This window comes from Phaeobacter sp. BS52 (assembly GCF_045040595.1).
In the GTDB taxonomy this organism is placed as follows: domain Bacteria; phylum Pseudomonadota; class Alphaproteobacteria; order Rhodobacterales; family Rhodobacteraceae; genus Phaeobacter; species Phaeobacter piscinae.
Genome location: NZ_CP090663.1, coordinates 1 through 24,588, shown reverse-complemented (window position 1 = coordinate 24,588; position 24,588 = coordinate 1). Strand labels below are relative to the sequence as shown.

At 63.6% G+C, this 24,588-nt stretch carries 20 protein-coding genes and 4 pseudogenes; 15 read left to right on the top strand and 9 right to left on the bottom strand.

The annotated features are described in order from the left end of the window. Positions 1 to 60: 60 nt before the first annotated feature. The 4 genes from L0Z65_RS17545 to L0Z65_RS17530 all read left to right on the top strand — a co-directional run bounded on the left by L0Z65_RS17545 (position 61) and on the right by L0Z65_RS17530 (position 4,217). On the top strand, positions 61 to 1,347 hold the full coding sequence (locus L0Z65_RS17545; RefSeq protein WP_392341733.1) for a glycosyltransferase family 2 protein: 1,287 nt from the start codon (positions 61 to 63) through the stop codon (positions 1,345 to 1,347). A 176-nt stretch (positions 1,348 to 1,523) separates the two neighbouring features. After that, complete coding sequence (locus L0Z65_RS17540) at positions 1,524 to 2,876, top strand: glycosyltransferase (RefSeq protein ID WP_392341732.1); 1,353 nt, start codon at positions 1,524 to 1,526, stop codon at positions 2,874 to 2,876. Between the two features lie 4 nt (positions 2,877 to 2,880). Beyond that, entirely contained in the window at positions 2,881 to 3,201 is a 321-nt protein-coding gene (locus tag L0Z65_RS17535; protein WP_392341730.1) for a hypothetical protein, read from the top strand. Further along, complete coding sequence (locus tag L0Z65_RS17530) at positions 3,198 to 4,217, top strand: hypothetical protein (protein ID WP_392341728.1); 1,020 nt, start codon at positions 3,198 to 3,200, stop codon at positions 4,215 to 4,217. The genes L0Z65_RS17535 and L0Z65_RS17530 overlap by 4 nt, the downstream gene beginning before the upstream one ends. A gap of 145 nt (positions 4,218 to 4,362) precedes the next feature. On the opposite strand, the gene L0Z65_RS17525 is transcribed toward L0Z65_RS17530, so the two are convergent. Next, complete coding sequence (locus L0Z65_RS17525; RefSeq protein WP_392341727.1) at positions 4,363 to 5,805, bottom strand: calcium-binding protein; 1,443 nt, start codon at positions 5,803 to 5,805, stop codon at positions 4,363 to 4,365. Between the two features lie 879 nt (positions 5,806 to 6,684). Continuing rightward, a complete protein-coding gene (locus L0Z65_RS17520) occupies positions 6,685 to 7,461 on the bottom strand; it encodes a sulfotransferase family 2 domain-containing protein (RefSeq protein ID WP_102906844.1) in 777 nt (258 codons plus the stop codon). Between the two features lie 500 nt (positions 7,462 to 7,961). Between L0Z65_RS17520 and L0Z65_RS17515 the strand changes: the two genes are divergently transcribed. From L0Z65_RS17515 to L0Z65_RS17490, 6 genes and pseudogenes are all read left to right on the top strand, one after another. Then, positions 7,962 to 9,203, top strand: a complete 1,242-nt coding sequence (locus L0Z65_RS17515) for an ABC transporter transmembrane domain-containing protein (protein ID WP_392341726.1) — start codon at positions 7,962 to 7,964, stop codon at positions 9,201 to 9,203. After that, a pseudogene (locus L0Z65_RS17510) lies at positions 9,091 to 9,432 on the top strand (ATP-binding cassette domain-containing protein); the annotation flags it as partial. The gene L0Z65_RS17515 and the pseudogene L0Z65_RS17510, both read left to right, overlap by 113 nt. Positions 9,433 to 9,843: 411 nt before the next feature. After that, positions 9,844 to 11,151 (top strand): HlyD family type I secretion periplasmic adaptor subunit, encoded by a 1,308-nt coding sequence (locus tag L0Z65_RS17505; RefSeq protein WP_082035105.1) that lies wholly within the window; start codon positions 9,844 to 9,846, stop codon positions 11,149 to 11,151. A 171-nt stretch (positions 11,152 to 11,322) separates the two neighbouring features. Continuing rightward, positions 11,323 to 12,441, top strand: coding sequence for a GDP-mannose 4,6-dehydratase (gene gmd, locus L0Z65_RS17500; protein WP_392341725.1), 1,119 nt, complete (start codon positions 11,323 to 11,325; stop codon positions 12,439 to 12,441). 4 nt (positions 12,442 to 12,445) lie between these two features. Continuing rightward, positions 12,446 to 13,438: pseudogene (locus tag L0Z65_RS17495) on the top strand (GDP-L-fucose synthase family protein). A 126-nt stretch (positions 13,439 to 13,564) separates the two neighbouring features. Then, positions 13,565 to 14,988, top strand: a pseudogene (locus L0Z65_RS17490) (mannose-1-phosphate guanylyltransferase/mannose-6-phosphate isomerase). Positions 14,989 to 15,019: 31 nt separating this feature from the next. On the opposite strand, the gene L0Z65_RS17485 reads toward L0Z65_RS17490, so the two are convergent. Continuing rightward, complete coding sequence (locus L0Z65_RS17485; protein ID WP_392341724.1) at positions 15,020 to 15,496, bottom strand: peptidase G2 autoproteolytic cleavage domain-containing protein; 477 nt, start codon at positions 15,494 to 15,496, stop codon at positions 15,020 to 15,022. Continuing rightward, on the bottom strand, positions 15,484 to 16,272 hold the full coding sequence (locus tag L0Z65_RS17480) for a DUF2793 domain-containing protein (RefSeq protein ID WP_392341722.1): 789 nt from the start codon (positions 16,270 to 16,272) through the stop codon (positions 15,484 to 15,486). The genes L0Z65_RS17485 and L0Z65_RS17480 overlap by 13 nt, the downstream gene beginning before the upstream one ends. 270 nt (positions 16,273 to 16,542) lie before the next feature. Between L0Z65_RS17480 and L0Z65_RS17475 the strand changes: the two genes are divergently transcribed. Then, positions 16,543 to 18,738 carry a calcium-binding protein gene (locus L0Z65_RS17475; RefSeq protein WP_392341721.1) on the top strand — a complete coding sequence of 732 codons (2,196 nt, stop codon included), beginning with the start codon at positions 16,543 to 16,545 and terminating at the stop codon, positions 18,736 to 18,738. 85 nt (positions 18,739 to 18,823) lie between these two features. Here L0Z65_RS17475 and L0Z65_RS17470 read toward each other — a convergent pair whose 3' ends face one another. From L0Z65_RS17470 to L0Z65_RS17455, 4 genes are read right to left on the bottom strand one after another with little or no spacing between them, the layout of a single operon-like run. After that, entirely contained in the window at positions 18,824 to 19,015 is a 192-nt protein-coding gene (locus L0Z65_RS17470) for a hypothetical protein (protein ID WP_405112680.1), read from the bottom strand. After that, positions 19,012 to 19,260, bottom strand: a complete 249-nt coding sequence (locus L0Z65_RS17465; RefSeq protein ID WP_392341718.1) for a calcium-binding protein — start codon at positions 19,258 to 19,260, stop codon at positions 19,012 to 19,014. Before L0Z65_RS17465 ends, L0Z65_RS17470 begins: the two co-directional genes overlap by 4 nt. A 31-nt stretch (positions 19,261 to 19,291) precedes the next feature. Next, complete coding sequence (locus L0Z65_RS17460) at positions 19,292 to 19,456, bottom strand: M10 family metallopeptidase C-terminal domain-containing protein (protein ID WP_392341717.1); 165 nt, start codon at positions 19,454 to 19,456, stop codon at positions 19,292 to 19,294. Then, entirely contained in the window at positions 19,437 to 20,279 is an 843-nt protein-coding gene (locus L0Z65_RS17455; protein ID WP_392341715.1) for a hypothetical protein, read from the bottom strand. Before L0Z65_RS17455 ends, L0Z65_RS17460 begins: the two co-directional genes overlap by 20 nt. Positions 20,280 to 20,496: 217 nt before the next feature. Here L0Z65_RS17455 and rfbC point away from each other — a divergent pair, with 217 nt between their 5' ends. From rfbC to rfbA, 4 genes are all read left to right on the top strand, one after another. Continuing rightward, entirely contained in the window at positions 20,497 to 21,051 is a 555-nt protein-coding gene (gene rfbC, locus L0Z65_RS17450) for a dTDP-4-dehydrorhamnose 3,5-epimerase (RefSeq protein ID WP_096873589.1), read from the top strand. Between the two features lie 3 nt (positions 21,052 to 21,054). Next, the gene (gene rfbB, locus L0Z65_RS17445; RefSeq protein WP_392341713.1) at positions 21,055 to 22,107 is read left to right on the top strand and encodes a dTDP-glucose 4,6-dehydratase; all 1,053 of its coding nucleotides are present in this window, start codon (positions 21,055 to 21,057) and stop codon (positions 22,105 to 22,107) included. A gap of 267 nt (positions 22,108 to 22,374) precedes the next feature. Continuing rightward, positions 22,375 to 23,223: a dTDP-4-dehydrorhamnose reductase gene (gene rfbD, locus L0Z65_RS17440; RefSeq protein ID WP_392341712.1), complete on the top strand. Its 849-nt coding sequence runs from the start codon at positions 22,375 to 22,377 to the stop codon at positions 23,221 to 23,223. After that, positions 23,220 to 24,110: a glucose-1-phosphate thymidylyltransferase RfbA gene (gene rfbA / locus L0Z65_RS17435; protein ID WP_102898524.1), complete on the top strand. Its 891-nt coding sequence runs from the start codon at positions 23,220 to 23,222 to the stop codon at positions 24,108 to 24,110. Before rfbD ends, rfbA begins: the two co-directional genes overlap by 4 nt. Positions 24,111 to 24,493: 383 nt before the next feature. On the opposite strand, the pseudogene L0Z65_RS17430 reads toward rfbA, so the two are convergent. Further along, positions 24,494 to 24,588: pseudogene (locus L0Z65_RS17430) on the bottom strand (antibiotic acetyltransferase); the annotation flags it as partial.

Below are 24,588 nucleotides of genomic sequence, written 5' to 3'. Positions count from 1 at the left end.
TGGCACGCGATCTGGCCGAGGCCGCCACCGCCGCCTATCGCTGCGATGCCGAGGTTATGGATGCCGAATTCTTCGGCGGCTAAGCCGCTGTTGCGCAATGCGCTGCGTGACATGGAAAAACAATCCGCCCCGCGCGCGCCCTCGCTGGATCCGAGCCAGTTTTTCAGCCCCGAACATCTGCGCAACCTGACCGTCATGGCCAAGATCATCGAAGGCATGCTGGAGCGGCAGGGCAAATGGCCCTCCTATTTCCACAGCCACCGGATCAAGGATATCGAACGGCACAAGAACGCGCGTCTGGGGCTGGATGAAAATGGCGATCCGCTGGAGCCTGAGGTGGATGCAGAGATGCCTGCCGGATCCGATACCGCAGCCTCTCCCGCCACCCAGAGCGCCACACCCACATCTGACACGCCGAGCCCAGACACCACCGTCACCGCCCGCGCGCGTCCTCGCAGATGCCGCCGCAGGCGCTGCGCCACAGAAGGATCAGCCATGAATATCCGTTCCTCCCTTGCTGCGGTCATCGTGACCTACAACCGGCTGGACAAGCTGAAGCGCGTGATCGCGGCCCTGCAGACGCAGACCTGCCTGCCGGAGCGGGTTTTTGTGATCGACAATGCCTCCACCGATGAGACCGGCAGCTGGTTGACCCAACTGCAACAGGACGACCCCCGGTTTCAGCATGTGCGGCTGCCGGAAAACATCGGCGGCGCTGGCGGCTTTTACGAGGGCGCGCGGGTGGCCTATGAGGAAGGCTATGATTACATCTGGTTCAGCGATGATGATGCCTACCCAGAGCCCAATGCCATCGAGCTGCTGCTGACCGGCATCAAGGATTTCGAGGCGCGGTTCACCTGGCGGCCGTCTTTTGCCTGTTCGGCGGTGAAATGGACCAATGGCGATCTCTGCGAGATGAACACGCCTTCGACGGTCTGGGACTGGCCGCGGTTCTACAGCCCCGAGACGCCTTATTTCCTGGTCGGATCCTGTTCCTTTGTTTCGGTGCTGGTGCCGCGTTGGGCGATCCAGAAACACGGTTTTCCGATCAAGGAATATTTCATCTGGTACGATGATGCCGAATACACCCAGCGGATCGCCAAATCCTATCCTGGCATCTACTGCCCCAACAGTGTGGTGGTCCATGATGTGCCGGAAAACAAGGGCGTGAACTATTCGCTGGTGAACCAAGCCAATATCTGGAAATTCCGCTATGGCGCGCGCAATGAGGCGTCGTTCCGCCGCCGTGAACAGGGCTGGGCCGGGGTGGCTGTCTTTGCCCGCGGGGTGCGCTTAGCAGATGCGCCAGGGCAATGTGGAAAAATCCCTGCGCCGCGAGGTCTATAAGGCGATCTGGCAGGGCTGTTCCTTTAATCCGCCCATCGTGCGCCCCGATCCCGACACCGGCGTCTGAAACAGGACGTCTGAAACCCAGCATCTGAAAACGGCGTCTATATAGGCCCGTTCCCCACAGATCGCACAAGCCGACAGGCAGGCAGACAGAGCACGAGGCAGGAGCCCCCATGTCCCAGGACAGAGAGTATATCGATCAGGAGATCGCGCAGATCCGTTTCATCTATGAAACGCTCTATCCCGAGACCCCGGTCGAGACCCATATGTGGTGGGAAAAGGCCAAGCTGCCGACCCCGGCGGTGCAGCCGCAGGAGATGGCCTATGGCGCCGAGATGATGGCGCTGACCTATATCGGCAACCTGCGCACCGGACCGCAGGAGACCCCGGCGTTGCCGGGCAAACGGGTGTTTGTCACCATTCCCTCGCCGCGCCAGGTGGCGGTGCGCGAAAGTGCTGGCGGCGTGCCCTGGCACAAACGGCCGCGCAAATACCGGGCCATTCATGCGCTCTCGCCGATATTGGCGGAACAGATGAAATATCAGATCGAGGCGCGGCGGTTCCGCAAACTGCCCGCCCGGCATAAATTCTCCCGTCTGGCCTGTTCGCGCGGCATCTTTGAAACCCAGAAAATGGCCCCTGAGGGGCGCCATGGCGGCAAGGATCCGGCGATCCTGATCGGGCTGCACTGGCTGGATGTGGGCGGTGCCGAGAGCCTTGGCATCGACAGCATTCAATGGGCGCTGGACGCCGGGTTGCGGGTGTTTGTCATGGTGGGTCAGCAGGGGCCCGAACGGCTGCTGGCGAAACTGCCCGATGATCCGCGCCTGCAGTTGATCCGCACCGACCGTTACCTGCCGCGCAGCCAGACCAGCGGTTTTGTCAGCCAGCTGATCGCGCAGGAAAACATCATCCTCACCCACAATCATCACTGCGTGCCGCTCTATGATGCCTTGCCCACGATCAAGCTGCGCCATCCGCATGTGGTCAATATCGACAGCACCCATATCGTGGAATACGCCGACGGCGGCTATCCGCGGATCTCGGGCGTCTGGAGCAATTACATCGATCATCACCATGTGATCAGCGGCGATCTGGAACGCTTCTACAAGGAGCAGTTCCGGGTCTATGGCAGCAAGCTGGTGCTGGGACGTCTGCTGGATGACAGCCGCCGCGGGGCGGAGGTGGCGCCTGTGCGCATCAAGGCCGGGCAGAGCCGCTGCCGGGTCGCCTTTGTCGGGCGGATGGTGCATCAGAAACGCCCGGTGGTGGCGCTGTCGATCATCCGGCGGCTGCGCGCCTGGGGCAAGCGCAACGGCGTGGAATTCCGCTTTGATATGGTGGGCGAGGGGCCCTATCGCGGCGCGGTGGAACATCTTTTGACCCGCTACCGGCTGACGGATGTGGTGCATCTGCATCCTGCGGGCACCGATGTGCCGACCCTCCTGGGCGAGAGCGATATCCTTCTGGTGCCGTCGTCGAACGAAGGGCTGGCGCTGGTCTGTTATGAGGCGATTGAGGCCTAGCTGCGTGCCGATCTGCTCCGAGGTGGGGGCGCAGGCTGAGATCTGCCCGCCGGAAACGCTGGTGGCCTGGTCGCCGCTGCAGGCGGTGCGCGACAGCGTCGCGGTGGTGCAGCGGTTGTTGCGCGAGGAGGGCTTTGCCGAGGCGGTGGAGACTGGCCAGCGCGCCCGGATGCAGGCCTTGCAGGATGAGCCGTCGGCGCGCGAGGTGCTGGACCGGCTCTATCGCGATACGCTGGCGGCGGCGCAAGCCGCGCCTCAGAGCCAGAGCGAGACACCCCAGCCTGCTGCCGCCAAACGCAAGACAAAAGGCAAGGCCCCGGCATGACCCGTCGGCTGTGGCTGCATATCGGCTCGCATAAGACCGGGTCGACCTCGCTGCAGACCGCGCTGCGACAGGGGCAGAGCGACAAGACCCTGGGCCGCTGGAGCTATCTGCATGCCCGCCCGCGGGTGGATTTCAATCCGCTGGTGCGCTGCCATGGCATGGGCGCGGGGATGCACACCGAATTGCGCTGGCCGTTTCTGGAGCGGCGCATGGCGGATGCCGATCATCGCGGCCATGGTGACTGTATCCTGTCGAGTGAAATGCTGTTCTGGCTGATGGATGTCGCGGATCTGGAGGCGCTGCGCCAGCAGCTGCTGACCCATTTCGATGAGATCAGCGTGGTGGCCTATCTGCGCCGTCAGGACGCGCTGGCGCTGTCGCACCGCAAACAGGTGGTGATGGGGCGGGCGGCCTATCAGTTTTACGGCGCGCAGATCCAGGGGCTGCCGGAGTTTCAGCCGCATATGATGCGCTATTTCGACTATGCCACCAAACTGGCGCGCTGGGAGCAGGTGTTCGGGGCCGAGAATGTCACCGTGCGCCGGTTCCAGCGTGGCGATCTGGTGGGCGGCGATACGGTGCTGGATTTCTACCATCTGGTGGGGCTGACGCCGCCGCCGGAGCTGCCGCAGGAAAACGCGGCCTGGTCGCGCAGCCAGTTGCTGGCGGGGCTGTGGCTGCGCCAGCGTGGCTATCCGCGCCAAAGCTTTGCCGAGGCGGTGCAGGAGCTGCCGGATGATGGCCGTCTGATGCCCGCGCGGGCAGAGGCGGCGGCGTTTCTGGCGCGGTTTGACGCGATCAACCGGGCCTTGGCAGCGCGCTATGATCCGCAGGGGCCGGAGATGTTTTTTGACTGTGACCTCAGCCGTTATCCGGAACAGGGCAATGGCGAGGGGCTGGAAGGCGACGCGGTGGTGACGCCTGAGGTGCTGGCGGATCTGGAGGCGCGGGCGCAGGCGGAAATGGCGGCGCGGGAGCTGCCGCTGGATCCGCTGAACCCGGAAGATCGGCTTTAGGCTGCCGCAGGCCGATTATTGATCTGGCATCCCCCCCGCAAGAGATTGCGGGGGGATTTTTTATGCGCGCGCGGGTCATCAGATCCGCGCAAAAGAAAAAGGCCCCGCAACGCGGGGCCTTTCCGAAGACATGTGACAGCGCCAATTAGGCGAAGTCGAAGTCCGCTGCGGCCAGATCGGTCAGGTCCAGCGTGCTCAGAAGAACTGTGGTGTCCGCATCGATCGCAATGGTGACACCAGCGTCGGTTTCGTAAGCAACTGCCAGAACGTCGTCCAGGTCGTTGTAACCCAGCTCTTCCACGTTCAGTTTGTCAGCGCCTGTGCCGAAGTCGGTGATGGTGGTCGCGCCTGTGCCCGCTTTCAGGACAAAGGTGTCATCGCCAGCCAGACCGGTCAGCTGGTCGCCGCCGAGGCTGGTGTAGATCATGTCTGCATCAGTACCACCGGTCACGGTGTCGGTACCTGCACCGCCACGCAGTTCGTTGGCACCGGAAGTGCCGGTCAGGCTGTCGTCGCCGTCGCCACCCTTCAGGGTGTCGTCGCCTGCGCCGCCAACCAGGGTATCGTCGCCTGCACCACCGTTGATGACATCGTTGCCTGCGCCACCGTCGAGGTCATTGTCGTCACCGTTGCCACCGAAGATGGTGTCAGCGCCGTTGCCGCCGGTGATGTCGTCTGCACCTGCGCCACCGCCCAGGGTGCTGCCGTCGTCGTCACCGTTGGTGATCACGTCGTCGCCGTTGCCACCGCGGATCACGTTGACGCCGTCACCGCCTGCCAGAACATCGTCGCCATTGCCGCCAATGATGGTGTCGTTGCCGAGACCTGCGGTGATGGTGTTGTCCTGATCGTCGCCGTTGAAGGTGTCGTTACCCTCATCGGTGGTTCCGTTCTCGTCGATGCTTGCGGCACCTTCGGAAGCGTTCCATGTGTCGTCACCGGTGGTGAAGGGGATGGTTGCTTCGTAGGTCACGGTTACGGTGCGGGTTTCGGTACCAGCCGCGTTTGCCACAACAACTTCGTAGGAGAAGGACGCGGTGTCGCCGACGTTGCCCTGTGCGGCGATCGCTGCAGTGTTTGCAGTGAAGGTCACTTGCTCAGCAGCGCTGTTCACGGAGAAAGCGCCATCCGCGTTGACAAAGTTTGCACCAACGGTGGCGATATCCTGGCCATCAACGCTGACGATAGATGCCGCGGTGAAAGCATTGACAGCCGCGTCTGCGCCGTCCCAGTCGTAGCTGTTGATGGTGGTCAGGGTCGCTGCTGCGCCGCTGTTGACAGTTGCGGGCTGGATGATGCCTTCGGAGGCAACGCCTGCTTCGATGGTCACGCCGTCAGACAGAGTAACAGAGGTGAAGCCTCCGGTCAGCGATGCACCGGAAACAGTCCAGGTATCGGTCCCTTCGTCATACGCCAGGGTGGCGACTTGTGCGACAAAAGTGTCTGCTGCGTCGGTCAGTGTCAGCGTGTCTGCGCCGCCGTTGCCGGTTGCGTTGTTTGCGCCGATTGCGTCGGTCAGGGTGATTGCGTCGTCACCAGTTGTACCGCCTTCAAAGACAACACCGGTCGCTACATTGATATTAGCCATTTTCTACTCCGTAGTAATGCTCGTCGATTTCTGCGAACAAACGCGCCTGCCTTATGCCCGCAAAGGTTTTACCGCTCTCTGTCTCTCTGGATGGGTGTCTATTGTCAAGGAAACTTGCGCAGGCGGGCTCAGGAATTGCGGGGATGTCGAAATCGTGCCCTGCGTGCCACGCTGCCCCGTTGTGGGAAACGGGCGGCTTGCAGCGAATTTAACCATTTTAGGGGTTGAAAAGGCGGGGTCTTTTTGCAAATTTCTTGCCCGATTGGGGGTGCGTTGCGGCGGGCCTGCGTGAGCTATGGCGGTTTTATGTGTGATTTCGCCGGTAAACTTGACGTTTTGCGAAGCGCCTGCGCATTTTGTTAACTCTTTCTTAATACATCTTATAAGGGTAGGGAATACCTGACCCATGCCATTCCCTCTCCCTGAAGGTGTGTGGTTTTTGCCACCCTGGCCGAAGCGGGTTTTCATTTTTCAACATTCCGCCCCGACGTTTTAAAAGAGCGGTGCGATTTCTTTCACTTCTCATTCGCGAGAATAAGAGTGCGATTTAAATTAATCCGCTTTTTACCCCCTCATTTCTGGCAGTGTGCAGGGTAAAATATCACTATCTCCACACTACCACCTTCGGTGTATGAAGGTGGTAGCGCCCCGAGGCGGGGAAAATCCCGCTCAAACCGGTCAGATTTGACGTAAGGGCAGGGGGGTGGCCGGAGAATCTCTGCGCCACAGCGCAGGGCTGTGGCCGCCCGCAGTGGGCGGGTGGAATCGGCATGGAATCGGGGAAGGCATCGGGAGAGACGTCGGGGGAGACGGGGATTCTCTGGCAGGGGCCTCAAGTAGAGGTTTCAGGCAGAGGCTTGAGGCAGGGCGCGCCGCGGCTCAGCCGTAGCAGCGGCTCACCAGCTGATGCAGCCGGGCGTCGTTGCGGCTTTTCTCGGCCACCAGATTGCGCACCGCATCGGGGATGTCCTCGGCGGCTTTGGCCTTGGTGCCGGTGTTCTCGCGGTGCTCGGTCAGCTCCGCCAGCCCATGGCTGCGGCGGAAATGCTGCAGCGAGGCGCCCAGATGTTCCGTGACACCAATAAAGCTGTAGGCGGCGTTCAGTTTCTCCAGCGCGTGGTCAAAGGAGTAGAAGGCCCCGGCCATCAGCGACAGCTGATAATCATAAGGCAGCACGCGGGCATAGGATTCCAGCGTCGGATAGCGCGCGGCGAAGCTTTCGTGCTGCGGGTGTTTTTCGGAGGTGTTGTAACGGTAGTTGGAGACAAAGCGATCCAGCGGGTCGCGGATGATGGTGGCACATTTCAGCGGCAGTTCCTGATGGCGCCAATACATCACGTCAGACCAGGCGAAATGCCCCATCAGCACCTGACGGCAGGGGTTGGCCTCATCGCTGCGCCGGTAGAGCGCCTTGCGCGTCTTGTTGCGGAAGGACTGGTTGGTGTTCTCCCAGGAGACCGGATGAAAGATGTCAAAGGCCGCCTGCAGCGCCTTGCCCACCGACATGCCTGCGGTCTTGGGAATATGCATGAACAGGATCACGTCATTGGGATCGTGATAGGTCTCTGCCGCCACCAGCCGGGGGGAAAACCGGGCCTCGAACGCGGTCTCGGCAACGGTTCTGCTGCCGGAGGGCTGAGAGGAAACCTGTGACATGATAAGGGCTTGCTCCAGTTTGGTCGGTAGGTGCCGAATGCGCTGTCGGGCCTTAGCGAAGGGGGGGGGCGGATGTCAATCTGAGCAGGGCGGAGCGGCGGGGTTTGCGGGGGTCTGTGGCGGGGGTGCCCGCCGATGGGGAGGCGAGGGTCTGCCGATGGCGGCGGCAGATGCGGGGCCAGTTCCGGATCAGCTTCTGAGCCTGATTTGGAGTCTGGGTTTTGAGTTTGGCGGGTGATGCCGACCCGCCGCGCCTGTCGGCTATTGTTGCGGGGGCGGAGGGAGCTGTTTGACAAGCCTCTGACGGCTGTGCTTTTGACCCTGTCAAAGATGTCCGGACGTCGGTGCCGCAGGGAGCCATTGTGCATCCGGGCCTGTCCGGGCATATCCGCCCCTGACCCCGGTCCAGCCTGTCCAGATCTCTGTTGCGGGTGGCCGGGTCTTTTGGTCCTCTTACTTTCGGGTGCCCCTCCGGGCGCCCCCGACAAAGGCAATATGTCATGGCACGCACCTCTGCACAGCATTCCGGATCCGGGCATAAGTCCGGCCTGGGTGAGATCCGCAAGGCCCGCAGGGGCAATCGCGGTGCCTTCTGGCTGATTGGCGTGTTCAGCTTCTTTGCCAATCTGCTGATGCTGACCAGCCCGCTCTATATGATGCAGGTCTATGACCGGGTGCTGGGCAGCCGCTCGCTGGAGACGCTGGTGGCGCTGACGGTGCTGGCGGGGTTCCTGTTCCTGATCATGGGGGTGTTGGACTATGTGCGCGGCCGGATCCTGGCGCGGGTCGGGGCGCGGTTCCATGACCAGCTGGAAACCCGGGTGTTCAACGCGGTGCAGGACAAATCGGCGGCGGGGTTTAATGACGACATCGCCAAAGTGGGGCTGCGGGATCTGGAAGCGATGCAGAAGGCGCTGTCCTCGCCCATCGTGTCGGCGTTCTTTGATCTGCCCTGGACGCCGCTGTTTCTGGGGCTGATTGCGGTGTTTCATCCGCTGCTGGGGCTTTTGGCGCTGATCGGGGGCGCGGTGCTGGTGGTTTTTGCGCTGGCCAATCAGATGATCTCCAAGGCGGCGGTGGAAAACGCAAGCATGATGGCGGCTTCGGCGCATCAGGTTTCCGACGGGATGCGCAACAATGCGGAGCTGATCCAGGGGCTGGGGATGCGCCGCGCGGCCTTTGCCAAATGGCGGATGCTGCGCAGCCAGGCGGTGGGGTCGGAGCTGAGTGCGGCGGATATGACCGGCGGCTTCAGCACGGCCACCCGCACCTTCCGGCTGGCGCTGCAATCGGCGATGCTGGGCACGGGTGCCTATCTGGTGCTGACCGAAGGGCTGACGCCGGGGGTGATGATTGCCTCGTCGATCATCATGGGGCGGGCGCTGGCCCCGATCGAGACGCTGATCGGACAATGGGCGCTGGTGCAGCGGGCCATGCAGGCGCAGGAGCGTCTGGCGCAGATGCTGACCGAAACCCCGGAACGCCCGGCGCCGATGAAACTGGCCCGCCCGGCGGCCAAACTGGAGGTGCAGGGCGTGGCTCTGGTGCCGCCGGTGGCGCCGGGGCAGGTGGCCAAGCCTGGCCTTGCAGGGGTTGAATTTCAATCTCCAGCCCGGTCAGGCGCTGGGGGTGATCGGCGCTTCTGGGGCGGGGAAATCTTCGCTGGCACGGGCGCTGATCGGGGTCTGGCATCCGGTCTCGGGCAAGATCCGGCTCGATGGGGCGGCGCTCAATCAATATGACATGGATGATCTGGGCAGCTATATCGGCTATCTGCCGCAGCAGGTGACGCTGTTTGATGGCACCATTGCCGAAAACATTGCCCGCCTGTCGATGATGCCGGACCCCGATCAGGTGGTGGCGGCGGCGCGCAAGGCAGCGGTGCATGATATGATCCTGACCCTGCCGCAGGGCTATGACACGCCGGTGCGGGTGGCCAGCAACCGGCTGTCGGGCGGGCAGGTGCAGCGTATCGGGCTGGCGCGCGCGCTTTATGGCGATCCGGTGTTGCTGGTGCTGGATGAGCCGAATTCAAATCTCGACAATGAGGGCAGCCAGGCGCTGAACCTGGCGGTCTCCCATGCCAAGAAGGACGGGCGCGCGGTGATCATCATGGCGCATCGCCCGGCGGCGATCCAGCTTTGTGACCTGATCCTGATCCTGGACAATGGCACCCAGCGCGCCTTTGGTCCCAAGGATGCGGTGCTGGGAGAGCATCTGCAGAACCCGCAGATGGCGCAGAAGAAACCGGCCCAGCAGCAGGCCTCGAAGCCGCGCGGCCCAGCAACAGGCTGCCGCCCCGTCCGCAACGACACCGTCTACACCGGCGCAATCCACGCCCCCCCAGAAACAGCCAGCCCCAAAGCAGGCAGAGGCAAAATCATGAGCGATACATCCAAATCCTACCCGATCCGGGGGCTGACCATTGCCGGGTTGCTGGCCATGGGGCTGCTGGTCGGCGGCCTTGGCCAATGGGCCGCCACGGCAGAAATCTCCGGCGCGGTGATTGCCTCCGGTTCCATCAAGGTGGAACAGAACCGGCAGGTGGTGCAGCACCCCTATGGCGGTGTTGTCGATGAGGTGCTGGTGAGCGAGGGCGATCTGGTTGAGGAAGACGCGCTGCTGCTGCGGCTGGAGCCGTCGGAGCTGCTGGCCGACCGTCAGATCGTCGAAGGCCAGCTGGCCGAAACCCTGGCCCGGCGCAGCCGCTATAGCGCCGAACGGGATGAGGCCGAAGAGATCACTTTTGCCGAGCTGCTGTTTGAGCTGAAGGGCACCCATGTGCAGACCGAAGAGCTGATCAACGGGCAGAAACGCCTGTTTGAGGCGCGCCTGGTCAATCTGCGGGCCCGCATCAGCCGCCTGCAGGAACGTATCGGCCAGATCCAGAGCCAGATCGACGGGATCGAGGCGCAGCAATCGGCCCTGCAGGAACAATTGGTGCTGATCGGCAAGGAGCTGGAAAACCAGCAGAGCCTGCTGTCGCAGGGGCTGGCGCAGTCCAGCCGGGTGCTGTCCCTGCAGCGTGAACAGTCGCGGCTGCGCGGTCAGGCCGGGGCGCTGACCGCCCAGAAGGCCCAGGCCGAAGGGCAGGTCACCGAATTGGGTCTGGAGATCCTCAACCAGAAAAGCGCGCGGCGCGAAGAGGCGATCACCACCCTGCGCGATCTTCAGGTGCGTGAGCTGGAGCTGATCGAGCGGCGCAATGTGATCCTGCAGCGGCTGTCCCGGCTGGAGGTGCGCGCGCCGGTGGCGGGGGTGGTTTATGACCTCAATGTCTTTGCCCGCAAATCGGTGATCCGGGCGGCGGATCCGCTGATGTATCTGATCCCGCAGAGCCAGCCTCTGGTGATCTCGGCGCAGGTGGCGCCCTCGGATATTGATCAGGTCTATCTCAATCAGAAGGTCAGCCTGAATTTCTCCAGCTTCAACCAGCGCACCACGCCGACGCTGTTTGGCTCGGTGAGCACCATCTCGGCAGATTCCTTCATCGATCCGCAGACCGGGCGCAGCTACTACGTGGTGGAGGTGCGGCTGAACAAAGGCGAGGCCGCCCGCCTGCCCGAGGGCAATGTGCTGGTGCCGGGGATGCCGGTGGAGACCTTCATCCAGACCAACAGTCGCACGCCCTTTGCCTATCTGGTGCAGCCCTTCACCGATTATCTCAACCGGGCTTTCCGCGAAAGCTGAGCCTGCCAGCCTGGATCTCGCACCCCGCCTGCCAATCCGGACAGGAGGGGATGCCGGGGGGATTGGGGCGGAAAATCGGCTGCCACTCCGCCGCAACATGTTTTAAGCTGAGGCCACCCCGCGCCCAGGTGCCAAACCGCGGCTAAGCCGCATAAGATTTAAGGATAGCAGATGAAAAAAGCCCTCATCACCGGTGTAACGGGTCAGGATGGGTCCTACCTTGCGGAGTTTCTTCTGGAGAAGGGCTATGAGGTGCATGGGCTGAAGCGGCGGGCGTCGTCGTTCAACACCCAGCGGGTGGATCACATTTATCAGGATCCCCATGTGGATCATGCCCGGTTCAAACTGCATTACGGCGATCTGACCGACACGTCGAACCTGACCCGGCTGCTGAGCGAGATTGAGCCGGATGAGGTCTATAACCTCGGCGCGCAGTCCCATGTGGCGGTCAGCTTTGAGGCGCCGGAATATACCGCCGATGTGGATGGCATCGGCACCCTGCGCCTGCTGGAGGCGATCCGTTTTCTCGGGCTGGAGAAGAAGACCCGCTTCTATCAAGCCTCCACGTCTGAGCTCTATGGTCTGGTGCAGGAAACCCCGCAGCGCGAGACCACGCCGTTTTACCCGCGCTCGCCCTATGCGGTGGCCAAGCTGTATTCCTACTGGATCACGGTCAACTACCGCGAGGCCTATGGCATCTATGCCTGCAACGGCATTCTCTTCAACCACGAGAGCCCGCGCCGGGGCGAGACCTTCGTGACCCGCAAGATCACCCGCGGTCTCGCTAATATCGCCCAAGGTCTGGAAGAGTGTCTGTATATGGGCAATATCGACGCGCTGCGTGACTGGGGCCACGCGAAGGATTACGTGCGCATGCAGTGGATGATGCTGCAGCAGGAGGCGCCTGAGGATTTTGTGATTGCCACCGGTAAGCAATATTCGGTGCGCCAGTTCATCACCTGGTCGGCGCAGGAGCTGGGGCTGACGCTGGCGTTTTCGGGCGCAGGTGTCGAGGAAATTGCCACGGTGACCGCGATTGAGGGCGATATGGCCCCGGCGCTGAAAGTGGGCGATGTGGTGCTGCGCATTGACCCGCGCTATTTCCGCCCCGCCGAGGTGGAGACACTGCTGGGCGATCCTTCTAAGGCCAAGGAAAAACTGGGCTGGGAGCCGGAAATCACCACCCAAGAGATGTGCGCCGAAATGGTGCGCGAAGACCTCAAAACCGCCCGCCGCCACGCCCTGCTGAAAGACCACGGCATGGATCTGCCGGTCAGCACAGAGGGCTGAGACCATGGGCACCAGCGCTGTAAAAATCTATGTGGCTTAGCCATCGTGGCATGGTGGGCGGCGCCATCCTGCGCCGCTTGCAGGCGCGTCAGGATGCGGGGGCAGACATTCAGCTGATCACCCGGACCAGCGCCGAACTGGATCTGACCAATCAGGCGGCGGTGCAGGGTTTTTTTGCCGCAGAACGCCCCGATCAGGTGGTGCTGGCAGCGGCCAAAGTGGGTGGCATTCATGCCAACAACGCCTATCCGGCGGAGTTCATCTACGAAAACCTGATGATGGAATGCAATGTGATCCATGCCGCCCATCAACAGGGTGTTGAGCGGCTGTTGCAGCTGGGATCCAGCTGCATCTACCCCAAACACGCCCCGCAGCCGATGGCCGAAGCGGCGCTGCTGAGCGATGTGCTGGAGGCCACCAATGAGCCTTATGCCATTGCCAAGATCGCTCAGCATCAAGCTCTGCGAGAGTTACAACCGCCAATATGGCCGCGATTACCGCTCGGTGATGCCGACCAATCTCTATGGGCCGGGGGATAATTTTCACCCCGAAAACAGCCATGTTCTGCCTAGCGCTTATCCGTCGCTTTGATGCGGCGGCGCGGGCCGACGAGGATCATGTGACGATCTGGGGCACCGGTACGCCCCGGCGCGAATTCCTGCATGTGGATGACATGGCGGCGGCCTCGCTGTTTGTGCTGGATCTGGATCCGGCGACCTACCGGCGTGAAACCAGCCCGATGCTAAGCCATATCAATGTCGGCTGCGGGCAGGATATCTCGATCCTGGAGCTGGCCCGGATGGTGGCCGATGTGGTGGGCTTTGACGGTGAGATCCGCACCAATCCTGATCAGCCCGACGGCACCCCGCGCAAACTGATGGATGTCTCGCGGCTGGCGCGTCTGGGCTGGCAGGCGAAGATCGCGCTGCGCGACGGGATCGCCCAGACCTATGCGTGGTACCGCGCGCAGGATCAGGCCAGCCTGCGCAGCAAATAACCTGCCTGCTGGCCATCGCCGCAAAAAAGGTCCAGAAAAGACAGGGAGATGGCCCGAAAACCGGGCAGACATTTGCCTCAAACGGGTCAGACTAGAACCCAGAGACCGGTCGGAAAGGGACAGCTCATGATCACCCCCATTCTCCTGTGCGGCGGCTCCGGCACACGGCTGTGGCCGCTCTCGCGTAAGAGCTATCCAAAGCAATTTGTCCCCCTGGTGGGGGAGACCACGCTGTTTCAGGCCTCCGCCCTGCGCCTGTCGGGCGAAGGATTTGCCGCCCCGATGGTGCTGACCAATTCGGATTTCCGTTTCATCGTCACCGAACAGCTGGCGGAGGCGGGCATTGATCCCGGCGCCATTCTGATCGAACCGGCCGGGCGCAACACCGCCCCTGCGGTGCTGGCGGCGGCGCTTTGGCTGCGGGCGCGCGATCCGGAGGGGCTGATGCTGGTGGCGCCCTCGGATCATGTGGTGCCCGATGCGGCGGCCTTTCGCGCGGCGGTGGCAGCGGCAGAGTCGGCGGCGCGCGCAGGCCAGCTGGTCACCTTCGGGATCAAACCGGACCGGGCTGAAACCGGTTATGGCTATCTCGAACTGGATGGCGATCCCGGTGATTTCAGCCCAAAGGTGATCGGGCTCAAACGGTTTGTCGAAAAACCGGATCTCGCCACCGCCGAGGATATGCTGGCCTCCGGGCAGTTCCTGTGGAATGCCGCAGCATCTTCCTGTTTTCGGTCAAAGCCATCATCGCCGCCTTTGAGGCCCATGCGCCGGATCTGATGGCGCCGGTGCAGGGCGCGGTGGACAAGGGCGAACCTGATCTTGGCTTTCTGCGACTGGACCCGGACGCCTGGGACGGGGCGGCGGATATCTCCATCGACTATGCGGTGATGGAGCGGGCCGACAACCTCGCGGTGGTGCCCTATGCGGGCGGCTGGTCCGATCTTGGTGGCTGGGATGCGGTCTGGCGTGAAAGCGGCCCCGATGGCGATGGCATCGTCACCCAGGGGCGCGCGACGGCCATTGAGTGTCGCAACAGCCTGCTGCGCTCGGAGGATGACGGGCTGGAGGTTGTCGGCATCGGGCTGAAGGATGTGATCGCCGTGGCGATGCCGGATGCGGTGCTGGTGGCCGATGCCTCCCGCGCGCAGGACGTCAAACAGGCGGTCAGCGCACTGAAGGCACAATCCGCCCGCCAGGCCGAGGCTTTCCCCAAGGATCACCGCCCCTGGGGCTGGTTTGAGAGCCTGGTGGTGGGCGAGCGGTTCCAGGTGAAACGTATCCATGTGCATCCCGGGGCGGCGCTCAGCCTGCAGAGCCATCACCACCGGTCGGAACATTGGATCGTGGTGGAAGGCACCGCCAAGGTGACGGTGGATGACAGCGTCCAGCTGGTGAGCGAAAACCAGTCGGTCTATATCCCCCTGGGCGCAGTGCACCGGATGGAGAACCCCGGCAAAGTGCCGATGGTTCTCATCGAAGTGCAGACCGGCAGCTATCTCGGCGAGGATGACATCATCCGCTACGAGGACATCTACGCCCGCAAGTGACGGTTGGGTCTGCCCCCCGCACGCCCTGGTCCTAGCGGATCAGCCAGTCTTCCAGACCTTCGGGCGGCAGCGCGCGCAGGCGGATCCAGCGGGGATCGGTGGGCTGGCCTGCGCGCAGGCGCAACCGGCCCAGAAGCCCGACCATATCCCATTCCACCCGCTCAGCCCGGCTGTGGTAGGGGCGGGTGGGGTCATAGGCCGGATTGAGGCAGGGCGCGCCACCGGCATCGCGCAGGATGGCGCCAAAGCCATCGCGCAGGCTGCGGCCCTGCCAGCGCCCGCCATCATCATTGCCCAGAATGGACGGGGTGGTGGAGATCACCCCCATTGGTGTCTCGCCGGGCTGGGCGGCGCGGATCCGGTCGCCCTCCAGCACCACGGAGATCCCGCGCCGGTCCTCCCCGTCCGGGTTGCCATCCAGCCATTCGAAAAACTCGGCATAATCTGCGCCGCCGCCGCTCCAGGCGCCATCGCAATAGCCGTTGCCATTCTGGCTCAGCCGGAACATCGCGCCGCTGCCATCGCCGGCATGGTCAGGTAATCCTGCCCGCTGCCCGTCGCGGTGAGCGCCAGAAGCGTGTTGTCATCGCCGCTGACCTCCAGACGGGCGCCGGGATCATAGGTGCCAAAGCCGACCCGCCCAGTGGCGGATTTCAGCACCATGGCGGCCTCCCAACTGCTGCCATCGGGGGAGAGTTTCACGGTGAAATCGGTATTGCCCGCCAGCCCCATCTCGGCATGGCCCGCCCAGTTGGATTGAAACAGCAGGCTGGCGGTGTCACCGCCTGAGGCCTTGTTGATCTTCAGCTGATGGCCGCCGCCATCATGGCTGAACAGGCTGGCGGGGCTGCGCAGGGACAGGCGGTTGTTGGCATCGGCATCGGTGGCAATGCCCAGACGTTCCAGCCGGTCGCCAGTCAGGGGCGGCAGCACCCAGGCGGTGCCATCCCAGATCCGCAGCGCCTGATCCGTCGGCACCCAGGCGCGCCAGCCCGGCTGCGGTGTCAGAAACTGCCAGGCAGCCTCCTGCCAGATCGCCAGACGGCCACCCTGACCGGCCCAGGCATCCGCGGGGCTGTCGGCCAGCCCATAGGTGGCGCCCGCGGCCGGGGTTGCGGGCGGGGTGGTGGCGTCAAACGCTTCAAGGCGCAGCTGCACCAGCGCATCCAGCATGCGCAGCGCCTCGTTATGGGTCACATGTTTCTGCGCCTGCGCGGGCATCAGATAGGGCAGGGCAAGGCGGGGCGAGGTTTCGGGCAGGGTCTGTGGCAAACTCTCTGACATTCTGGCGGCTCCTGATCACGGGGGGATGGCGCCATCCTGCCGCAACCACATCACCCACCCCCTAAGAGCGCGCGCGCCGCCTGCGCAACACCTGCGCGGGGATTGTTTCTCATGCCGGAACCACAGGGATTGTCTTCAATATGTAAACAATCTCCGCGTTTCTGCCCCATTCCCGTCCGCTCTACCGCCGTGACCACCCGTGAGGGTTGATCTCGACCCCGGGCAATCGCCCCGACGGGTCGGGTGATGACACAGCGCGGGAGCAGTAGGATGGATCTACAGTTTGCAGGACGGTTCGGGGCCAATGATCACCTGCTGGACAGCGATCTGCGCGATCTGGAACTCCATCAGGCGGCCAATGGCGCGGTGCAATTATTTGCGGTGAGCGGGCTCAATGGCGGCATTGCCAGCTACAGTCTGGGTGGCGGTGCGCCGGTGCTGCGCGACAGCCTGTATCATCGCGCGCTGGGGCTGGCGGGGGGCGAGGCGACCTTGGCCGAGATCGGCGGCGAAACACGTCTGCTGGTGGAGGGCAGCACCCGCAGCGCGCTGGCGTTTCACCAGATCGGCGGCAATGGCCAGCTGTCGGCGCAGCAGCAGGCCAGTCTGCCGGGCGCGGGTGCTGCCGGGCTGACAGCGACGGTGGCGGGGGATCTGAGCGGTGGCGGATCGGTGATCTACGGTCTGGCCAAGGGCCAGCTGAGCGGTTGGCAGCTGGGCGTGGGCGGCACCCCCGGCGCAGAGGTCGCCACCCTTGGCGCGGCGGCGGCCTACGCCCGCCCCGGCGCGGTGGCGCTGGAGCTGGCGGATCTGGGCGGCGGCGCGCAGCTGCTTTTGCTGGCGGACCGGATTGAGCAGGGGGTGCAGAGCTACCGGGTGGATGCTGCCACTGGCGCGCTGAGCGTCGCGGACAGTCTGGGGGCGGCGGATGGGCTGGGGCTGGCGGAGCCCACCGCGCTGGAAAGCTTCACCGCCTTTGGCACCAGCTGGGTGGTGGTTGCGGCGGCGGGCAGTGGTTCGCTCAGCCTGATTGCGCTGGCGGCCAATGGCCAGATGAGCCTGCGTGATCACGTGCTGGATACGGCCGCGACCCGTTTTGGCGGGATCACCGCGCTGGAGGTGGTGGAGGTCGCAGGCGAGGTGCTGGTGCTGGCGGCGGGCAGTGACGACGGGCTGGCGCTGTTTCGGATCCTGCCCGAAGGCCAGCTGGTGCATGTCACAAGCCTGGCCCAGGCCAGTGGCACTGAGGATGCCGGGCTGGGGCTGGAGAATGTCACCGCGCTGGCCGCGGCGGTGGTTGGGGAGGAACTGCAGATCTTTGCCAGCTCCGGCAGTGCCGAAGGGCTGTCGCAGTTCACCCTGTCGCTGGCAGAGCTGGGCGATGTGATCACCACCGCAGGCGGCCGGATCAGCGGCACTGGCGGCGCGGATGTGCTGGCCGGTGGCATCGGCGCGGTGCTGAGCGGGGGGGCGGGGGCGGATGTCTTTGTGCTGCGCCCCGCCGAGGAGGGGCGCAGTGGCAGCCTGCGCATTACGGATTTCGAGGCGGGTCAGGACAGTCTGGATCTGTCGGGGTTTGACGGGCTGCGCAGTCTTGAGGGGCTGCAGATCCGCAGCCGCAGCGATGGCGCCACGCTCACCCATCAGGCGGCGGATGGCAGCCGCACCGAGGTTGTGGTGCAAAGCCGCGATGGCGACAGTCTGGATGCGGCGGATCTCTTTGCGGATGGCTTTGTCTTTGCCGATCGCATGCTGCCCCCGGCGGAGGCGCCGGATCCGATGCGCTATGGCAGCGGCGGCGCCGACCGGCTCACCGCGCGCAGTGCTGGCGATCAGATCAACGGTCTGGGCGGCAATGACACGCTGCTGGGCGGCGACGGGCGCGACAGCCTCTGGGGGGATGACGGGCATGACCGGCTGATCGGTGGCAAGGGCGTCGACCGGCTGCGGGGGCAGGCGGGCAATGACGTGCTGCTGGGGCAGGATGCGCGCGATCTGCTGGTGGGGGGCCTCGGGCGTGACACGCTGGATGGCGGGCGCGGCGGGGATCGCTTATTGGGCGGGGCTGATGCGGATCTGCTGCGCGGCGGCGGGGAGAACGACCTGTTGCGCGGCGGCGCCCAAGGTGATCGCCTGCTGGGGCAGAGTGGCCGGGACAAGCTGTTTGGCCAGAAGGGCAATGACCTGCTGGATGGCGGCGGCGGGCATGACACGCTGACCGGCGGCGCAGGCGCGGATGTTTTTGTGTTCGGGGCGGGTCATGGCAGTGACCGGATTCGGGATTTCACCCAAGGCGAGGATGTGATCCATTTGGGGCGTCTGGCGCGGGCGGGCATCTCTGAGGATATGAGCGATCTGATCCTGCAGCAGCAGGGAGATCACACGCGGATCCAGACCGGGGCCGGGGACATCCTGCTGCTCAATCAGAGTGCGGCAGAGCTGAGTGCGGATGATTTTATCTTCTGATCCCGGCCCATCTTCCGGGGCCAATCCGAAAGGCGTGTCGGGATCAGATCAGATCAGATAATAATGTCGCGACACTCCGGCGCCTTCAAAACAGAAAGTCATCCGCCCTGAGAGCGTCAAGCGCGATGTCCTGCAGGGTCAGGGACCAGCCGTTGTCATCCCGGATCACCAGATCTGTGCCCCGGACCTCAAGGTGATCATCGCGCAGATCGGCAAAATCCGAGATCCCGGTGGTGGCGCGCATATCAAGGCGGTCGTCGCGCTGAAAATCAATCACCACATCGGCCCCTTGCGAGAACACAAAGACATCCGCACCGCGCCCGCTGCAGCCATTCGGTCATTGCCGTCGCCGCCGTCCAGCCTGTCTTGTCCGGCGCCACCTTTCAGCGTGTCGCGTCCGCGCCCGCCCGTCAGCGCGTCATGGCCCTTGCCGCCTTGCAGCCGGTCGCTGCCCTGACCGCCGCTCAACTCATCCCCGCCGCGCGCCCCGGCCAGCGTGTCGCGCCCGGCGTTGCCCAGCAACTCATTGGGAGCGCCATTGCCGATCAGATGGTCATGGCTTAGCCCCGCCCCAGGCGTCTTCGATCAGATTGAGGGTGCGGCCCTCCAGGCGCACGGCGGCGGCCATGGCGACATTGTTCTCCAGCGCCCCGATGCTGGAATACTGCCCCGGACGCAGATCAATCCGGCTGTTGGTCTCAATATCGGAGGCATCCATCAGATCCTGCCCGCTCGGCATCCCAGATCGTCAGGCTCACATTGCGCGCCACCCCGTCGCCGCCCTGCACGGTCATGCCATCCGCGCCATATTGATAGGCCAGGGTGCCGCGCCCATCACCATCGCCCAGATAGACCGTGGCCTCGGTGCGGGTCTCTGTATTGGCGCCATAAAGCGCCTGCATCGCCTGAATGTCCCACAGCATTGGTGTCAGCGCCCAGCCCTGCGCCTCCGTGTCCAGATCCGCTTCACCAGGGTGCGGCAGGTATGACATCACTGTGAATTGGCCAGGGGTTGTGGGGTTCTCCGGCATCTCATTGGGGTGATGCAGCCCGAGGGCATGGCCCAGTTCATGCAGATAGGTGTTCCAACTGGTATGGCCCAGTATCGGCCCGATGCCCGGCACATATTGATTGGGGTTGCTGTTGTTGAGCCAGAGATCCCCCGCAGCTGACGGGCGGGCGCCCAGATCCGCAGGCGCGGGAAAATCGGCGATGAAACCAAACAGCCCGGCATCCGCAAAATGCGCGCTGGCAAAGGTCAGATCCACCACCCCGCCCCGGGCCGGGATCAGGTTCAGATTGGCCACCTCATTCCAGGCCGCAACCGCCTGCAGCATCATCTGCCGCTCGGCGGGGTCCATATTCACCGTCGCCCCCTCGGGCAGGTATTCTCCGCCGACGTCATAATCGCCAAAATCCGGGTCATAGTCGTAATAATCCGGTACCGAAGAGAGAAAGTGATAGCGAATGACCTCGCCGCCTTCATGCCAGCCGTCGGCTCCGTCTACCAGAAGCGCCCGGTAATCCTGATAGGTTGGCATCTGCGTATCCCTTGTTTTTAGGTCTAACCTGTGGCTCCGGACAGCTTAGCAGGGCGTTGCGGAGATAGGTTTAATTGCTCATGAAATCATATGTCGTCGCATTGTTTAACCTGCGCAAGGCGGAGCAACAGGCAAAATGTGCCTTTCCCGTGGCGTCACGCGCGTCTGGGCGTTAGGACAGAAGACAGGACCACGGCAGCAGATCGGGGGAGAGGGCATGCAGATTGAAGACACGGACCTGCCAGGGGTGAAGATCCTGACACCGGCGCGGTTTGGCGATGCGCGGGGGTTTTTCTGCGAGAGCTGGAACAAGGCGCGGATGGCCGAGGCGGGGCTCAATTTCGATTTCGTGCAGGACAATCATTCGCTGTCGATGGAGGTTGGCACCCTGCGTGGGCTGCATTTTCAGGCGCCACCCCATGCCCAGGCCAAGCTGGTGCGCTGCGGCCAGGGGGCGCTGTTTGATGTGGCGGTGGATATCCGCAAAGGCTCGCCCACATACGGGCGCTGGACCGGGGTGGAGCTGTCGGCGGCAAATGGCCGTCAGCTGCTGATCCCGGCGGGGTTTCTGCATGGGTTCATCACCCGCAGCCCCGGCACCGAAGTCCTGTATAAATGCGATGCGTATTACGCGCCGGACTGTGACGGCGGGGTGGCCTGGGACAGCTGCGGTATTGACTGGGGCTTTGACGGTACACCGGTTCTTTCTGAAAAGGATGCTGCGGCGCCCCGGTTTGAAGACTTCGACAGCCCCTTCGTGTGGGAAGGATAAGAGATGAAGATTTTGGTGACAGGTGGCGCTGGGTTCATCGGCTCGGCCGTCGTCCGACTGGCGGTGGCGCGCGGCCATCAGGTGGTGAACCTCGATGCGCTGACCTATGCGGCCTGTCTGGACAATGTGGCGGATGTGGCGGGCAACCCCAATTACGCCTTTGAGCAGGTCGATATCCGCAATCGCGCCGCATTAGACACTGTTTTTGCCCGGCACCGCCCGGATGTGGTGATGCATCTGGCCGCGGAATCCCATGTCGACCGCTCCATCGACGGGCCCGGTGATTTCATTGAGACCAATATCACCGGCACCTATCAGATGCTGGAAGCGGCGCGCAAATACTGGGCCGAGGCGGGGCGTCCGGAGGCCTTCCGGTTCCATCATATCTCCACCGATGAGGTCTATGGCAGCCTGCCTGCTGACCCGAGTGTGATGTTCACCGAAGAGACCGGCTATGATCCGCGCTCACCCTATTCCGCCAGCAAAGCCGCCAGCGATCATCTGGTGCGCGCCTGGGGCGAGACCTATGGCCTGCCGGTGGTGCTGACCAATTGCTCCAACAACTACGGTCCCTATCATTTCCCCGAAAAGCTGATCCCGGTGGTGATCCTCAATGCGCTGGCGGGCAAACCGCTGCCGATCTACGGCGATGGCTCCAATGTGCGCGACTGGCTTTATGTAGAGGATCATGCCGATGCGCTGCTCTTGGTGGTCTCCAAGGGGCGCGTGGGGCGCAGCTACAATATCGGCGGCGAGAATGAGCGCAGCAATCTGGAGCTGGTCGAGACGCTCTGTGCGATCCTCGATGAGAAACAGCCTCGGGAGGACGGGGGGTCTTACAAGGACCAGATCACATTTGTGACGGACCGGCCGGGCCATGATGCCCGCTATGCCATCGACCCCTCCCGTATCCGCGACGAACTGGGCTGGCGGCCCAGCGTCACCGTGGAGGAAGGTCTGGAGAAGACCGTGCAGTGGTATCTGGACAATGAGAGCTGGTGGCGCGCGCTGCAAAGCCGCGACGGCGTTGGCCAGCGGCTGGGGACGGGAAAGTGACGGCAGATAGGCCACAAAGGGCAGCGCCCGAGCCTGGGCGGGTGCGAAGCGCCCTCCCGTGGGGAGGGTCGGGCGCTGCCCGGCCTAACGGCCAGGCGGTATTTCTTCCGGATAGCGCTCCCTCATGCTGACCGCGCATCTGCCCTCCGGCTATGTGCCTGCGGCCCAGTCCCATTGGGTTTTGTCTTTCCTGCTGCATTGGACCTTTGTTCTGGAACTGGGTATCTGGGCTCTGGCCTTGTACCTATGGCGTAAAAGGAGCCGCATATGATCCTTGTTTTTGGCAAAACCGGTCAGGTGGCGCGGGAGCTGGCGGCGGAGGAAACCGTCGCCTGCCTGAGCCGGGATCAGGCGGATCTCACGGATCCTGCGGCCTGCGCCGAGGTGATCCGCGCCCATGCGCCTGTGGCGGTGATCAATGCCGCCGCCTATACGGTTGTGGACCGGGCCGAGGCGGAGGAGGATCTGGCGACACTGATCAATGGCACCACCCCCGGGGTCATGGCCGAAACCTGCGCCACGCTGGGCATTCCCTTTGTCACCCTCTCCACCGATTATGTTTTTGACGGCAAGGGCAGCAGCCCCTGGCATCCGGATGAACCGGTGGCGCCGCTCAATGCCTATGGGCGTTCCAAACAGGTGGGCGAGGCGGCCGTGCGCTTGGCGGGGGGGACGCATGTGATCCTGCGCACCTCCTGGGTGGTGTCGGCCCATGGCAGCAATTTCGTCAAGACCATGCTGCGTCTGGGCAAGGCGCGCGAGCGGATGCGCGTGGTGGCCGATCAGATCGGCGCGCCGACCCCGGCGCGCGCCATCGCCGCCGCCTGTATCGAGATTGCCCGCCAGCTGATCGCAGACCCTGAAAAATCCGGCACCTATCATTTTGCAGGCGAGCCGGAGACCAGCTGGGCCGGGGTCGCGACCGAGATTTTCACCGCGGCGGCCATCCCCTGTGCGGTGGCGGAAATCCCCAGTTCCGCCTATCCGACCCCGGCGCCACGGCCATTGAATTCACGGCTGGATTGCAGCACGCTGGAGCGGGTTTTTGGCATCACGCGCCCGGACTGGCAGGCCGGGCTAAAGGATATTCTGAAAGATCTGGGAGAGCGGGCATGACCACAGGCACATCCGGCGCGGGACGCAAAGGCATCATTCTGGCAGGCGGCTCCGGCACCCGGCTTTATCCGATCACCATGGCGGTCTCCAAACAGCTCTTGCCGCTCTATGACAAGCCGATGATCTACTATCCCCTGTCGGTGCTGATGCTGGCGGGCATTCGCGAGATCTGCGTCATCACCACGCCGCAGGATCAGGATCAGTTCACCCGGCTTCTGGGTGATGGCAGCCAATGGGGCATCTCTCTCACCTATGTGGAGCAGCCCAGCCCCGATGGTCTGGCGCAGGCCTTTGTGCTGGCCGAAGAGTTTCTGGATGGCGCCCCCTCGGCGCTGGTGCTGGGCGACAATGTGTTCTTTGGCCATGGCCTGCCGAAACTCCTGGCGGCGGCGGATGCGCAGACCAGCGGCGGCACCGTCTTTGGCTATCACGTGGCCGATCCCGAACGCTATGGCGTGGTGGATTTCGACGCCGAGGGCCGCGCCCGCGAGATCATCGAAAAACCCGCTGTGCCGCCGTCGAACTATGCGGTGACGGGGCTGTATTTCCTGGATGGCAGCGCGCCGGAACGGGCGCGGCAGGTCACCCCCAGCCCACGTGGTGAGCTGGAGATCACCGATCTGTTGCAGATGTATCTGGACGAAGGCGCCCTCCGGGTGGAGACCATGGGCCGCGGCTATGCCTGGCTGGACACCGGCACCCATGGCTCGCTGCTGGATGCGGGCAATTTCGTGCGCACCCTGCAGGAGCGTCAGGGGCTGCAGACCGGCTGCCCTGAGGAAATCGCCTATGAGGCTGGCTGGATTGATGCCACCCAGCTGCGCACCCGCGCCGAGATGTTCGCCAAAAACGCCTATGGCGCCTATCTGGAACGGCTGCTGGACTGATCAGAGCGCGACACGGCTCCGCCTCAGGTCGAGCGCAGCAGCTGTTTCAGCTGTCCGGAGACACGGGCGATCCGGCTGGAGGCCTAGCTGTGGCGGGCGGCTCTTTTTCTGTGGCAGTGATGTTGGGGTATCTGTGCCACCGCCCTTGGCAAGGTGGCTGAGGCTGTCTGGGGCAGCAATGGCGGCCCGGGACAGCAGATCCTCGGCCGTGATCCAGCGATCCTCGCGTTTGGGTAGGTTGTCTTTCTCTTTTTCGAAGGCTTTGCAGAACCGGCGCGGGTGTCCCATGGTGAAGGCGGCCAGCGTTTCCAGCGAATAGTCCCACCAGGCTGAGGCCTCCAGCCGCGCCACCAATGGGGCGACAAAGCGGTATTTCAGCACGCGGGCTAAGCACGCCGCCAACAACGGCATAGGGGGGCACATCCTTGGTGACGATGGCGCCTGCGGCCACCACTGCGCCATTGCCGATGGTGATCCC